The organism is Microbispora sp. NPDC004025 (genome assembly GCF_053604425.1).
Genome location: NZ_JBSGHN010000011.1, coordinates 170,580 through 184,270, shown reverse-complemented (window position 1 = coordinate 184,270; position 13,691 = coordinate 170,580). Strand labels below are relative to the sequence as shown.

The 13,691-nt window shown below is 71.0% G+C and carries 15 protein-coding genes; 9 read left to right on the top strand and 6 right to left on the bottom strand.

Annotated elements, in window-relative coordinates; translation table 11 throughout:
- Window positions 1–133: 133 nt before the first annotated feature.
- The 8 genes from ACWEQG_RS25855 (at window position 134) to ACWEQG_RS25820 (ending at window position 7,146) form a co-directional block, all read left to right on the top strand.
- Entirely contained in the window at window positions 134–601 is a 468-nt protein-coding gene (locus ACWEQG_RS25855; protein WP_452288455.1) for a hypothetical protein, read from the top strand.
- Between the two features lie 135 nt (window positions 602–736).
- On the top strand, window positions 737–2,059 hold the full coding sequence (locus tag ACWEQG_RS25850) for a YibE/F family protein (RefSeq protein ID WP_452288453.1): 1,323 nt from the start codon (window positions 737–739) through the stop codon (window positions 2,057–2,059).
- A gap of 134 nt (window positions 2,060–2,193) precedes the next feature.
- Window positions 2,194–3,153, top strand: coding sequence for a GNAT family N-acetyltransferase (locus ACWEQG_RS25845; RefSeq protein ID WP_452288451.1), 960 nt, complete (start codon window positions 2,194–2,196; stop codon window positions 3,151–3,153).
- 83 nt (window positions 3,154–3,236) lie between these two features.
- A complete protein-coding gene (locus ACWEQG_RS25840) occupies window positions 3,237–3,704 on the top strand; it encodes an NUDIX domain-containing protein (protein ID WP_452288449.1) in 468 nt (155 codons plus the stop codon).
- Window positions 3,705–3,929: 225 nt separating this feature from the next.
- Entirely contained in the window at window positions 3,930–5,006 is a 1,077-nt protein-coding gene (locus tag ACWEQG_RS25835; RefSeq protein WP_452288447.1) for a hypothetical protein, read from the top strand.
- Window positions 5,007–5,132: 126 nt separating this feature from the next.
- Complete coding sequence (locus ACWEQG_RS25830) at window positions 5,133–6,077, top strand: hypothetical protein (protein WP_452288445.1); 945 nt, start codon at window positions 5,133–5,135, stop codon at window positions 6,075–6,077.
- Window positions 6,078–6,259: 182 nt separating this feature from the next.
- On the top strand, window positions 6,260–6,607 hold the full coding sequence (locus ACWEQG_RS25825) for an SbtR family transcriptional regulator (RefSeq protein WP_452288443.1): 348 nt from the start codon (window positions 6,260–6,262) through the stop codon (window positions 6,605–6,607).
- Window positions 6,604–7,146: an MOSC domain-containing protein gene (locus tag ACWEQG_RS25820; RefSeq protein ID WP_452288441.1), complete on the top strand. Its 543-nt coding sequence runs from the start codon at window positions 6,604–6,606 to the stop codon at window positions 7,144–7,146. The genes ACWEQG_RS25825 and ACWEQG_RS25820 overlap by 4 nt, the downstream gene beginning before the upstream one ends.
- An 11-nt stretch (window positions 7,147–7,157) precedes the next feature.
- On the opposite strand, the gene ACWEQG_RS25815 is transcribed toward ACWEQG_RS25820, so the two are convergent.
- Window positions 7,158–7,586 carry a MerR family transcriptional regulator gene (locus tag ACWEQG_RS25815; RefSeq protein WP_452288637.1) on the bottom strand — a complete coding sequence of 143 codons (429 nt, stop codon included), beginning with the start codon at window positions 7,584–7,586 and terminating at the stop codon, window positions 7,158–7,160.
- A gap of 56 nt (window positions 7,587–7,642) precedes the next feature.
- Between ACWEQG_RS25815 and ACWEQG_RS25810 the strand changes: the two genes are divergently transcribed.
- Entirely contained in the window at window positions 7,643–8,509 is an 867-nt protein-coding gene (locus ACWEQG_RS25810; RefSeq protein WP_452288439.1) for a polysaccharide deacetylase family protein, read from the top strand.
- 67 nt (window positions 8,510–8,576) lie between these two features.
- Here the strand turns inward: ACWEQG_RS25810 and ACWEQG_RS25805 are convergent, their stop codons facing one another.
- The 5 genes from ACWEQG_RS25805 to ACWEQG_RS25785 form a co-directional block, all read right to left on the bottom strand.
- Window positions 8,577–8,939, bottom strand: coding sequence for a hypothetical protein (locus ACWEQG_RS25805; protein ID WP_452288437.1), 363 nt, complete (start codon window positions 8,937–8,939; stop codon window positions 8,577–8,579).
- Between the two features lie 23 nt (window positions 8,940–8,962).
- Entirely contained in the window at window positions 8,963–9,640 is a 678-nt protein-coding gene (locus tag ACWEQG_RS25800; protein WP_452288435.1) for a uracil-DNA glycosylase, read from the bottom strand.
- Between the two features lie 185 nt (window positions 9,641–9,825).
- Complete coding sequence (locus ACWEQG_RS25795; protein ID WP_363466477.1) at window positions 9,826–10,713, bottom strand: carbohydrate ABC transporter permease; 888 nt, start codon at window positions 10,711–10,713, stop codon at window positions 9,826–9,828.
- On the bottom strand, window positions 10,710–12,101 hold the full coding sequence (locus tag ACWEQG_RS25790; RefSeq protein WP_452288635.1) for an ABC transporter permease subunit: 1,392 nt from the start codon (window positions 12,099–12,101) through the stop codon (window positions 10,710–10,712). Before ACWEQG_RS25790 ends, ACWEQG_RS25795 begins: the two co-directional genes overlap by 4 nt.
- A gap of 250 nt (window positions 12,102–12,351) precedes the next feature.
- Window positions 12,352–13,689 carry an ABC transporter substrate-binding protein gene (locus ACWEQG_RS25785; RefSeq protein WP_452288433.1) on the bottom strand — a complete coding sequence of 446 codons (1,338 nt, stop codon included), beginning with the start codon at window positions 13,687–13,689 and terminating at the stop codon, window positions 12,352–12,354.
- Window positions 13,690–13,691: the final 2 nt, after the last annotated feature.

Sequence of the window (13,691 nt, the reverse complement as noted above, 5' to 3'; positions counted from 1 at the left end):
GCCGTCCTCCGGTGCCGACGTGATTGGCCTTGCCCAATTTGACTGTTTCGGTCATGTCCTGGTTGATGATCCGCAAGGATGATCACCCTGGACGCCGCCCGGACGGAGGGCGGCGGTTGGGAAAGGACAACGGATGCGCAAGTCCGCGAGTACGGTCGTCGTCGCAGCGGCGCTGGCCGTCGGAGGACTCGTCGCCAACCCGGCATACGCGATCTCCGCCGGCTACACCCCGGAGGGGGTGTGCGGCTCCGGTTTCGGCAGGGTCAGTGACGGCAGCCGAGCCGTGAAGACCCGGTCGGGGGAGGTCTTCGGGTACGTCTACCTGCTCTACAACCGCAGGACGGCCCAGAACTGCGTCGTCACGATCAAGTCGAAGTACGTCGGCACGCCCACCAGGGCCACCGCCCAGCTCATGGTGCGGCTGTCCAGCACGAGGACGGCCGAGAAGATCGACCACGCGAAGAAGTACAAGTACTACGCCGGCCCGGTGAAGCTGAGCGCCAGGGACAAGTGCGTGAAGTACTACGGCACGATCGCCGACACGCGCGTCGACGGGGAGATCGCCAGCGGTGGCCGCCTGAAGTGGGGCAACTGCGGCTGACTCCCGCGAGGCCGTCACCGCGGCCCGATCCGGTGGACCCAGAGGCCGCCCGGCCGGTGCCGGGCGGCCTCGCCGTTCGCCGGGGACCTCTACCATCGGTGCGGCACGACCCGATGCGAGGAGACGTACGTCCAGATGGGCGCCAATCACAGTCACGGCACGACCACTCCGCCCACGCCTGTCTCGCGCCGGACCGTGGTCGCGACGCTGGCCGTCATCGTCCCCGTCGCCCTGGCGACGGTGGCCGCCCTGATCTGGCTGTGGCCGGGCGGCGGCCGGCCGGACAACCCGTCCTCGCCCTCACTGCGGCAGGTCGACGGCACGATCACCGAGATCGTGCCCAAGCCCTGCCCCGTCGTACCGGGCGAGCAGGCGGCCGGGCCGGCGGCGTCCTCCGGCTCCTGCGGGGACGTCCGGGTCAGGATCACCAGCGGGCCCGACGAGGGCCGGAGCGTGACCACCGATCTGCCCACCGGTCCCGGTGCGCAGCGGTTCGCGGTCGGTGAGGACGTGGTGCTGGTCCATGTGCCGGACGGCGCGCTCGACGCACCGGAGTATCTGCTGTCGGACCACGACCGGTCCTCTCCGCTGTGGCTGTTCGTCGCCGCGTTCGCCCTGGCGGTCATCGCCTTCGGGCGCTGGCGCGGGCTGACCGCGCTGATCGGGCTGGCCGTGACCTTCGTCCTGCTGCTGACCTTCGTCGTCCCCGCGATCCTCGCCGGCGAGCCGCCGACCCTGGTCGCGATCACCGGTTCCGCCGCGATCATGCTGGCGGTCCTGTACCTCACCCACGGCTTCACGATCACGACGTCGATGGCGGTGCTGGGCACGCTGGTCAGCCTCGCCCTCACCGGTCTGCTGTCCGCCTTCGCCATCGACGTCGCGTACCTGACGGGCGTCACCGACGACAGCTCGTTCCTGCTGAACGGCAACTACCGGATCAACGGGCAGGGCCTGCTGCTCGCGGGGATCATCATCGGCGCGCTCGGCGTCCTCGACGATGTCACCGTGACCCAGGCGGCCACCGTGCGGGAGCTGGCGACGGCCAACCCCGGTTACGACTTCGGGCGTCTCTACCGGGCCGCCGCGCGCGTCGGCCGGGCCCACATCGCCTCCGTGATCAACACGATCGTCCTCGCGTACGCCGGGGCCGCGCTGCCCCTGTTGTTGCTGTTCAGCGTCGGCGACCAGCCGCTCGCGGACGTGCTGCGCAATCCCGTGCTCGCGCAGGAGATCATCCGCAGCGTCGTCGGCACGCTGGGACTCATCGCGGCCGTCCCCGTGACCACCGCGCTGGCCGCGCTGGCGGCACCTCGGCGGCGTTCCGGGGAGAAGCCGGCGGAGCGTCGCCGGCGGCGCGGGGCGGTCTGGGACGACCCGGACGAGTCCACCGAAAGCCACTGGCCTGCCTCGTTCGGGACGGAAAACGATTGGCCCGCCGGGCGGCGCAACCGATAGAACAGGCGGACGCCTTGACGACGAGAGGAGGGGACGAGCCGATGTACGCCGAGATTGTCGTGCCGGTTCCTTCCGGGGGTACGGCCGGACGCTGACCCCCGGGGGAATGGGCACGCCTCACCTGAGGAAGTGCCGTGAACCCCGATAGCCTGATCATGCGCCCCGTCACGGGGCGTTCGGAACTCGACCTGTTCTGCCGCCTGCCGTACGTGCTGAACGACGAGCTGGACGACGACCTCGCCTCCGGCCGCCGGCGGCCCGAGTGGATGTGGATGGCGCTGCGCGGCGACCGCCTCGTCGCCAGGCTCGCCTGGTGGGCCCCGCGTGCGGGCGAGCCGCCGGCGCTGCTGGACATCCTCGACCTCGACGACGCCGCGCCCGGACCGGCGAGCGTCGACGCCGGTGTCCGGTTGTTCGAGACCGCGAGTGCCGCGGTGCTGCCCGAAGGGGTACGCCCGCCGGAGTACAACGCGTTCATCCCACCGCGGTGGCGTGACGACGCGGAGGCGAGGCGCGCCGTCGAGAACCGCATGGCCGTGCTGGAGCGGACCGGCGCCCGGCCGCTCGTCGAACGGCTGCGGCTGGAGTGGCGCCCGGGCGCTCCCATCCCTGAGCCGAGTGGGCGGCTCGGTTTCCGGCCAGTGACCGGCCGGGAGGAACTCGTCGCCCTGATGACCCTCGTCCTCGACGGCACGCTCGACGCGCACAGCCGCGCCGACCTCGCCCGCATGCCCGCCGAGCGAGTCGCGGCCGAGCATTACGACGACGAGCTCGCCCACTACCGGAGCCCACGGGAATGGTGGCGGATCGCCATGGCACCCGAGGGCGAACCGGTGGGATTCGTCATCCCGGCGCGCAACGAATACAACCCGATGATCGCGTACATCGCGGTCGTGCCCGAGCACCGAGGCAACGGCTACATCGACGACCTGCTGGCCGAGGGGACGCGGATCCTCGCCGGGCAGGGCGTCCCGCGCATCCGCGCGGCCACCGACGTCGGGAACGTCCCGATGGCCCGGGCGTTCCTCCGGGCCGGATACGAGGTCATCGGGCGCCGGATCGACATGACATGGAGCGAAGGCGGGGCGGAGTAGGACGGTCGCCGGCGTCCACCGGACAGCGGAGGCTGTGATGATGTCCTTCTCGCTGCCGTGGTCGCTGTGGACGGGGGAGTCGCGTGAACGATCTGGTCGCCCGGCTGTGGCGGAGTATCGGCGGCTCGCTGCAGTGGCGGCTCCTGTGGCTCTCACAGGCGAAGTTCATGATCGGCGTCACCGGTGTCGTCCGCGACGGGAACGGGCGGGTGCTGCTGCTCCGGCATCGGTTGTGGCCGGAAGGCCGGCAGTGGGGGCTGCCCACCGGCTCCGCGATCAAGGGGGAGACCTTCCAGGACACGGTCGTCCGCGAGGTGCGGGAAGAGACCGGTCTGGAGGTGCGCGTCGGCGAGCTCGTGCGGCTTAGGAGCGGTTACCGGCTGCGGGTCGAGGTGGCGTACGAGGCCGAGTTCGCCGGCGGCACGATGAAGATCGACCCCAGGGAGATCCTGGAGGCGCGGTGGTTCACACCGGACGACCTGCCGGAAGGGCTGCTGGAGTCACATCGGCTCCTCATCCTCGGCGAAGGCGGGCAGGCCGGGGCGTCGTGACCGTCCCGGCCTGTGGACCGCGGCGGAGAAAGGCGGGGACTTGCCCGTTCTGTCCGTCCACCGTTCCACAGAGCGGCGTTCGGGAGAGGCGGGTGGCTGTGGATTCGCGCAGGCTGTGGCCCTGCGGCAGTGCGAGGAGCGGTGGGTGCGGGGCCGGCTGCTCCTGCGGCACTTCCCGCGGCCGCTCCGGCGGTTGTACGTGCAGCACGTCGCGGAGGAGGAGCCATGCGAATCACCTATCCCGTGCCCGCTCAGACCTCGTCGGTCTTCGTCGTCGTCACGGACCGGACGCCGACCGATCTCTCGTCGATCGTCCCCTGGCGGATGGGGCCGTCCCACCGGCGCGCCGCCAGGGACGCGCTCGGCACGCCCCGGCTGACGCTGGAGGCCTTCCGGTCGGCGCGGTCCCCATGGCGGCGCATGGACCTGAGTGCCGAGGACCTGAAACGGGTGAGACGGGCCCGTCATCACGTGGTGGTGACGAGTGCCGCCCCGGTCGACGAACAACCCGAGGCCGCCCAGGTCGCCCGGGCGGCCGCGCGCGGAATCGCGGAGGCCTACCACGGTGCGTTGTACGACCCGCTCACCGGGGCGGCCGTCTACCATTGCGCGGACTGCCCGGGGGAGCGGCGGGACTTCCACCTCGGCGACGACTGGCTGGGCTGGAGGGTGTCGTGCGCCGACGAGGAACCCGCGTGCGCCCTCGGCGCTGCCGATCGGGCCGGAGCCGGAATCGGTGACGCCGGGGCCGATATGGGCGGCGGCTGCTCGTGCCTCGTCACGACCTCGCGCGGTCTGCGACGCTTCGGGCTGCCGGAGATCACGCTGGCCGGCCTCGCCTGCGCGCACAGCCTGTGCTCGGTGACCGTTCTGCGCACCGTGGCCGAGGCGCTGCTCGCGGGCCACTTCGCCTGGCTGTCCACCGGCCTCCGGTCGCCCTGCCGCGGAGTCGCCCGCCGTCTCCGGGTGGCCGGGACGGACTACGCCGTGCTGTCCGGCGGAGCGGACCCGGAGAGCGGTCCCGTCCGCATCCCGGGCGCGGGGTTCGAGTCCCCGCCCGGCATATCGGAGGGGCCGCGCGAACGGCTTGAGGAGACGGCGGGAAGGGGCCCGCTGTCTCGGGAGAGCGGTCGCATCGCCGGCATCGGGGGCGGATCCGTGCCCGGCGTGCCGCACGAGGCGGACGGACTCCTGCGCGTACGCCTCACGCCGGACGCCGCCGCCCGCTCCTGTCTCAGACTCCGGCTGCCTGGCGATCATGACGGGAACCCCAGTCACACCCCCGGTCTGCTGGTCGCGTGACCCCTGGGACGCCGGGAGGACGCCTCGCCGCGGGCCTTGTGCCCAATCCGGGTGGGTGGGCCGGTGCTGCGGCGGGCCGCGGACCTGAGAGGGAACGTTTGGGCATCTATCAGACGTCTGTGAAGTGTGACCCTTTTCGGTGCTATCGACGACGAGATCCGGGACGCGCGGGAGCGCGCCAGGCGCCGGGACCAGCTCACCCGGCAGCGTGCCACTCTCCTGACTCAAATCGAGGAGGTCCGCGGCGTGCTCACGGACCTGGAGCGGCAGCTCGCCAAGGAGGATCGCGACGTCGCCAAGCTGGAGCAGGGCGGTTTCGCCGCCTTTTTGGCGGGGCTGACCGGGGGCAAGGAGGAGCGCCTGGCGCGGGAACGGGCCGAGGCGGCGGCGGCCCGCCAGCGGGTCACCGGCCAGCGGACCCGCCTGGAGTGGCTCACCGGCGACCTGCGCACCACCGACCAGGCACTCGCGGAGCTCGGCAACCCGCACCACGAGCTGGAGGCGTTGCTCGCCCGCAAGGAGCGGATGCTGGTCGAGTCGGAAGATCCGCGCGGCCGGGAGCTCGCGGACATCGCCGCACGGCTGGCGAACGTGAGCGCCGACCTGCGCGAGCACCAGGAGGCGCAGCAGGCCGGGGCCGCCGCGGGCCAGGCGGTCGGCTACGTCCTGCGGCATCTGGGCAGCGCCCGCGGCGCCTCGACCTGGGACATGTTCAGCAACGGCGGGGCCTTCGCCGACATGGTCGAGCACGGGCACCTGCGTCAGGCCGACGAGGCGGCCTGGCACGCGCAGGGGGCGCTCGACCGGTTCTCCCGCGAACTGGCCGACGTCGGCGTCAGCGCGGCGCCCCAGTTGCCGAAGGTGGACACCCGCTGGTTCGCCGACGTCTTCTTCGACAACATCATCACCGACGCGATCAAGCATCAGCGGATCGCCCGTACGGCGGAGGCGGTGCGCGAGGTCGCCGAATGGGTCGCGGCGATGGTCGACCAGATCTCCGACCGCTGCGGTGAGCTGGCCCGCCAGCAGGAGTCCCTTGCCCGGCGGCGCGAGGAGGTCCTCGCTTCCTGACCACTCTCCGCCCGGCCGCGCAGCGTCACCGGTCGGGGTGCGATCCCGGTTGCGCCTTGGTCAGCCCATTCGCACCTCCGGCTGGCCGGTGGGTGTGCGCTCTGTCGGCCCGGGCGTCGTGCCTTGCTTCGCACGTCCGGTCGGCCGGTGGGTGTGTGCTCCCGGCCCATGCGGTTCGCGCCTTGGTCAGCCCATTTGAGGCGCTGCGCACCTGGCTGCGGGCCGTGGCGGTGCACGCCACCGCGATGCGAGGCCTGGTCGCCGCGCGAATGGCCGTGCCGCCCGCGCCGCACGGCGACGCGGCGCTCGCGGCCTGCCACGAGCGGATCCGCGCCACCGGCGCCGCCCTGCTCGAACGCGCGCAACGAGACGGCGAGGTGCCCGGCGACATCGGGATCGCCGACCTCCTCACCCTGGTCAACGCGATCGCGTGGGTCAGCGAGCAGGCTCAGGGTGACGAATATCTTCTTGACCGTCTCCTCGCCCTCGTGCGCGGAATGGAGCCATCGGCCCACGAGGAGGGGACATGACGAGCAGAGTTACGGCGGTTAGCCGCAGCGCGACCCACACCTTCAGCAAGACGCCGCTGGAGTCGATCCGGCTGCTGACCGGCCTGGGCGTCGAAGGGGACGCCCACGCCGGGGTGACCGTGAAGCACCGGTCGCGGGTCGCCCGCGATCCCAGTCAGCCGAATCTGCGTCAGGTGCACCTCATCCACGCGGAGTTGCACGACGAGCTGCGTGAGGCGGGCTTCGCCGTACGGGCGGGGGACATGGGGGAGAACGTCACCACCAGGGGCGTCGATCTGCTCGCGCTGTCCACCGGGACCCGGTTGCACCTCGGCGAGACGGCCGTCGTCGAAGTGGCCGGCCTTCGCAACCCCTGCCTGCAGATCGACGGTTTCCAGGACGGGTTGCTGAAGGCGGTGCTGGACCGGGACGAGGAGGGCAATCTGGTGCGCAAGGCCGGGATCATGGGCGTCGTCCTCGCAGGTGGCGAGGTCCGGCCCGGCGACCCGATCCGGGTCGAGCCGCCGGCCGGACCGCACCGGCCTCTTCGGCCGGTGTGAGCGGTGGGGGCCTACCCGCGGTCCTGCGGGGCCTGCCCGCGGTCCTGTGACGTCTGCTCGCGCTCCTGCGGCGCCTGCCCGCGCTCCTGTGACGCCGCGTTGATCACCTCGTCGAGGACGTCTCGCGAGTTGACCAAATCCGTGATCATGCGGTCGATGCGGTCCCGCTCCGCGACGAGGTCGGTGACGAGCCGGGGGGTGGCGATTGCGGAGGGGCCGCCGTCGGCGTCGCGCATGCAGGGCAGCAGCTGTGCGATCTTCTTGCTGTGCAGGCCCGCCGCGAACAGTTCCTGGATCCGGATGACGCGATCGACCGCCTGCTCGGGATACTCCCGCTGGCCGCCGGGCGTACGCTCGGCCACCAGCAGCCCCTGCTGCTCGTAGTAGCGCAGCGACCGCTCGCTCACCCCGGTGCGCCGCGCCAGCTCGCCGATCCGTATCACGTCACCCCCGCGGGCTTGAACTTGACATCAATGTCAGCTTCTACCGTCGGCGCATGGAGAACACGCTCTTCGACTACAGCCCGATCACCGATCGTCCGACGATCAGCTGGCCCGGCGGCGCCAGGGTCGCCTTCTACGTCGGCCTCAACGTCGAGCACTTCCTGGTCGACCGCCCGTCCACCAGCATCTGGCAGGGTACGGCGGACCTCGTCCCCGACGCCCTCAACTACGGCTGGCGCGATTACGGGGCCAGGGTCGGCATCTGGCGTGTCGCCGACATCCTGGACCGGCACGGCGTCAGGGCCAGCGTCCTGCTCAACTCCGCCGTCGCCGAGCACTATCCGCAGATCATCAAGGCCGGCCTCGACCGCGACTGGGCCTGGCTCCTGCACGGCCGGACCAACTCCGTCCTGCACGCCGGCCTGTCCCTGGAGGAGGAACGCCGTCTCCTCACGGAGATGGCCGGCATCGTCGCCGAGGCCACCGGCCGGCGGCCGCGCGGCTGGATGGGTCCCGGCCTGACCGAGACCTTCAACACGCCGGCGCTGCTCGCCGAGCTGGGATTCGGCTACCTGCTGGACTGGACCAACGACGACCAGCCGTACCCGCTGAACGTCCCCGGGATGATCAGCGTCCCCTACTCCGTCGAGCTCAACGACCTGCTCCTGTTCGACAGGGGCGTCACGGGGCCGGAGTTCGTCCAGACCGTGAGGGACCAGTACGAGCAGCTGCACGCCGACGCCGAAGACAGCGGCAGGGTCATGGCCCTGGCCCTGCATCCCTTCGTAATCGGGCAGGCGTTCCGGGCCAAGTATCTCGATCAGGCGCTGGCCTTCCTCGCCGCGCAGCCCGACGTCTGGCTCACCACCAGTGACGAGATCGCGGCGCACTACCAGCGTACGGTCGGCCGGCCCGCGTAAGGGGCGCGGCACGGACGCGCCGGCCCGGCCCGGCGGCCGGCCCGACGCCCTGTCCGGTGCACGGGCCTCAGTGGATGTGGCCCGGCTCGTCGTGGTCGTGGTCGTGGTCGTGGTCGTGGTCGTCCTCGTCCTCCAGGACCCCCTCCGACGGCTCGACGCCGAGCATCGCCTCACGTGGCTCGACCTCGGTGACGTGTTCGACGAGGCCGAGCACGTGGTCGGGCTCGATCAGCCACTGCAGGGCCGCAGCGCCCGTCTTGTCGGAGTTGACCAGCTCGATCTGCTCCTGCCGCTCGGCGTCGTCCAGTTCGGCCTGGGGGTCGCGGATCTCGGCGAGCGCCGCCGCCTGCAGCGCGTCGACATCGAGGACCTCGACCACCAGGTCGACGGTGAGCCGCAGATAGCGACCGGTGTCCGTTCCATCGCTCATGGTGGTGATCCTATCGGCAGCCGTTATGGCAGTTTCCACTCGACCGGCGCCCCGCCCTGCTGCTCCAGCAGGGCGTTCGCCCGGCTGAACGGACGGGAGCCGAAGAATCCGCTGCGCGCGGACAACGGGCTGGGGTGGGCCGACTCGATGCACGGCACGTCCCCCAGCATGGGCCGCAGGTTGCGGGCGTCGCGGCCCCACAGGATCGCCACGAGCGGCCCGCCCCGCGCGACCAGCGCCTTGATGGCCTGCTCGGTCACCTCTTCCCACCCCTTGCCCCGGTGGGAGGCCGGCTTGCCCGGCATCACCGTCAGCACCCTGTTGAGCAGGAGCACTCCCTGCTCGGTCCACGGGGTGAGGTCGCCGTTCGACGGCGCGGGGTGGCCGAGGTCGGCCGTGTACTCCTTGTAGATGTTGACCAGGCTCCCCGGCAGCGGCCGTACGTCCGGCGCCACGGAGAAGCTCAGGCCGACGGGGTGACCGGGGGTGGGATAGGGGTCCTGGCCGACGATCAGCACCCGGACCTCGTTCAGCGGCTGCTTGAACGCGCGGAGCACGTTCTCGCCCGCCGGGAGGTACTGGCGGCCTTCCGCGATCTCCTGCCTGAGGAAGTCACCCATGGCGGCGATGCGCTCGGCCACGGGTGCGAGGGCCTCGGCCCATCCGGCTTCCACGAGTTCGTGCAACGGACGTCCTGACATGTCCGCGCACTCTATCGGCTTTTCCGCCCCCGTACGGCCCGGTGGGGGAAAGATCGGATGCCCGCTTACCCCCGTGAAGCGGGCATCCGACGTCCTCTCGACACGGTTCACCACACACGGGACATTTCCCATGGTGACCGCGGTGATGCCGGAGGCGCCGGAATGGTCCGGGGCCTCCGGCCGGGCTACTTGACCGAGCCCGCGAGCAGGCCCTGCACGAAATACCGCTGGAAGGCGAAGAACAGCACCAGCGGGATGATGAGCGACAGGAACGCACCCGGCGCGAGGATGTCCACGTTCGTGCCGAACTGCCGCATCTGGGATTGCAGTGCCTTCGTCATCGGCTGGTTGTCGGTGTCGGCGAACACCAGTGCGACGAGCAGGTCGTTCCACACCCACAGGAACTGGAAGATGCCGAGCGACGCGATCGCGGGCTTGGCCAGCGGGAACACCACGGTGGCGAAGATCCGCCACTCCGGCGCGCCGTCCATCCGCGCCGCCTCGAGCAGCTCGCGCGGGATGCCCACGAAGAAGTTGCGCAGCAGGAAGATGGCGAACGGCAGGCCGAACGCCACGTGGAACAGCACGACCCCGAGGATCGAGCCGAAGATCCCGAGGAATCCGTACAGCTTGGCGATGGGGATCAGCGCGATCTGCACCGGGACGACCAGCAGGGCGATGACCACGAGGAACACCGTGTCCCTGCCGGGGAACTCGATCCAGGCGAACGCGTACCCCGCCATGGCCGCGATGCCGATCACCAGCAGGGTCGCGGGCACCGTGATCAGCACCGTGTTCCAGAACGACGAGCTGAAGCCCGACGCGAGGAGGTTCGAGTAGTTCTCGAACGTGATCTGCGCCGGCTTGGTGAACAGCGTCCACCAGCCGGAGGAGTTGTTCTCGGTCTCGCCGCGCAGCGACACGACCAGCAGGCCCAGGGTCGGGAGCAGCCAGAACAGCGCGACGAGGATCATGAAGACCTGCACCACGCCGCTGCCGAGGCGGTCGGTCACCCGCGTGATCAGGCCGCGGGAGACCGGCTGCGCGTGCCGGGGTTCGGCCAGGGTCGTCATCCCTCGTCCCTCCTGAACCGGCGGATGTTGAAGATCATGAACGGCACCACCAGGACGAGCAGGAAGATGGACAACGCGCTACCCATGCCCTGGTTGCCGCCGCCGCCGAACGAGACGCGCCACATCTCCAGCGCGATCACATTCGCGTTCGGCTGCACCGACCCGGGGGCGATGATGAACACCAGGTCGAAGACCTTGAGCACGTTGATGATCATGGTGACGAAGACGACGAGCAGCACCGGCGACAGCAGCGGCACGGTGATCCGGCGGAACACCTGCCACTCGGTCGCGCCGTCGATCCGTGCCGCCTCCAGGGCGTCACGGGGGATCGCCGACAGGCCGGCCGCGATCAGCACCATCGCGAACCCGGCCCACACCCAGATGTACGCGCCGATGATCGCAGGGGTGATCAGCGACGGGCCGAGCCAGGTAAGGCCGTTGAACGGCGCCGTGAAGTTGTCCTGCGGCAGCCGTACGACGTAGGAGCCGGACGGGAGGCCGGAGAAGCGGAACGTGCCGTCCGCGGCCGTCTCGGTCGTCGCCTTGACCGCGCCGCCGGAGACCGCCTCGACCGTGACACCGGCCAGGCCCTTCTCCTGCGGGTCGATCTGGTTGAGCGTGCCGCCGCCGCCGCGGACCACGTCGAGCCAGACCGTGCCGCTCAGGCCGTCGCCACCGGCGGCCGGGGCGGCCTTGGCGGGCGCGGCGTCCTTCACCACGTCCTGGCCGAGGCCGACGAGCGGGATCAGCACCGGGGTGCCCGGCTGCGCCTGCTGCCGGGTCACCACCGCGCCGCCCTGCACGACGGCGGGCGCCTGGTCGTTCTCGCGTGGCCGCGCGCCGGGGTATCCGGCGCTGGAGGAGAACGTGTCGTGGACGGTGGTGATGATGGCGTTGGCGACGCCCTTGTCGGGGTCCTGCTCGTAGACGAGGCGGAAGATGACGCCGGCGGCGAGCAGGGAGACGGCCATCGGCATGAACAGCACGAGCTTGAACGCCGTGGACCAGCGGATGCGCTCGGTCAGCACCGCGAATATCAGGCCGAGCGCGGTGACGATGATCGGGGCCACCACGACCCAGATGATGTTGTTCCTGATCGTGGTGAGCGTCGCGGAGTCGGTGAAGATCGACAGGTAGTTGCCCAGTCCGACGAAACGGTCGCCGGTGGCGTCGTAGAGGCTGCGCCAGATCGAGTAGATGACCGGGTAGATCACCCACGCGGCGAGCAGCAGCACCGCGGGCAGCAGGAACAGCACCGCCAGCCTCGGCGACGGGCCGAGCCGTACGGGCGCCTGCGCCGCGGCCGCGGGGGCGACCGCGCCGGGCGGGGCCGCGGTCGGGTACCCGGCCGCCGCCGGACCCGCGGGCGGCTCCTCCGCGGCCGCCACGGGGTCTCCCGCGGCGGTGGAGTCCGCGGCGGCGGTCTCCGGGTCGAGCGAGCCGGAGGAGTCCGGAGCGGCGGTGGAGTCCGCGGCGGCGGTCTCCGGGTCCGGCGAGCCGGAGGAGTCCGAGGAGCCCGAGGGGGCGGGGGAAGGTTCTGCAGGGGTTTCGCGCGGGCCGGAGGAGGCCCCGGCGGCGGAGTCGCCGCCGCCGGCGGCCTGCGGGCCGTCCAACCGTTCGGTCACGGCCGTCCTTCCTTTACTTGAAGGCCTTGGCGGCGTCCGCCTCGAGCTTCTCCTGCGCGCCCTTCACGTCGGAGGGGTTGCGGAGGAAGTCCTGCAGGTCCTTCCACTCGCCCTTGCCGTCGGTGCCGCCGAAGGCGCTGGGCGCCAGGTCGGACATGTCGTACCGCACCGACTCGCCGGCCGAGATGATCGTCTGGGCGAGCTGCTTGGTCAGGTCGTCGGGGTAGTTGTCGGGGGAGACGTTGCGGTTGGGGGACAGGTAGCCCGGCTGCTTGGCCCAGACCTCGCCGCCTTCCTTGGAAGCCAGGTACTCCAGCAGCGCCTGCGCGCCCTTGGTGTCCTTCATCGCCACACCGACGTCGCCGCCGAGGACGACCGGGGCGGTGTCGCCCGCCTTCGGGAACGGCATGACCTTCGCCTCTTCGCCGACCTTCGCGCCCGACTGGCCGACGGAGGCGGCGACGAAGTCGGCCTCGATGACCATCGCGGCCTTCTTCTGGCCGTACACCTGCGTGACGCAGGTCGGGAAGTCGGTCTGCAGCGCGCCGGACGAGCCGCCGAGCATGAGCTCCTTCTTGCCGAAGATCTGCGCCATCTTCTCCAGGGCCGTCTTGACCGTGGCGTCGGTCCAGGGGATCTCGTGCTTGGCGAGCTTGTCGTAGTTCTCCGGGCCCGCGGTGGACAGATAAACGTTCTCGAACAGGTCGGTCAGCGTCCAGCCGGAGGCGGCACACAGCGCGAACGGCGCGACGCCGGAGTCCGACAGCGTCTGGGCGTTCTTGATCAGGTCGTCCCAGGTGGCCGCGGGCTGCACCCCGGCGTCGTCGAAGGCCGACTGGCGGTACCAGACCAGAGACTTGTGCGCGGCCTTGACGAGCACGCCGTACACCTGGCCCTTGGCCGAGCCGAGCTCCTTCCAGTACGGCGTGTAGTTCTGGTCGATCTGCGCCTGCACCTCGGCGGACAGCGGCTTGAGGGCGTTCTCGTCGGCGTACTGCTGCACGAGGCCCGGCTGCGGCAGGATGGCGACGTCCGGAGGGTTGCCGCCCTGGATGCGGGGGCCGAGGTAGGCGCCGGTGTCCTCACCGGTGGAGGCGTAGGTGACCGTGGCGCCGGTCTTCTCCTCGAACGCCTTGAGCACCTTCTCGAAGTTGGCCTGCTCGTCGCCGGTCCACTTCGCGGCGATCTCGATCTTCTCGCCCTCCAGCGGCTTGGCGCCGCCGGCGGCCGAGGCGCTGCCCTGGGCCGCCGGCTCGCTGCCGGAGCCGGTGCCGGTCCCGGAGTCGCTGCCGCACGCGGCGGCGGCGGCGAGAGCGAGGCACGCGACCATGATCGGGGGGAGTTTGCGCATAT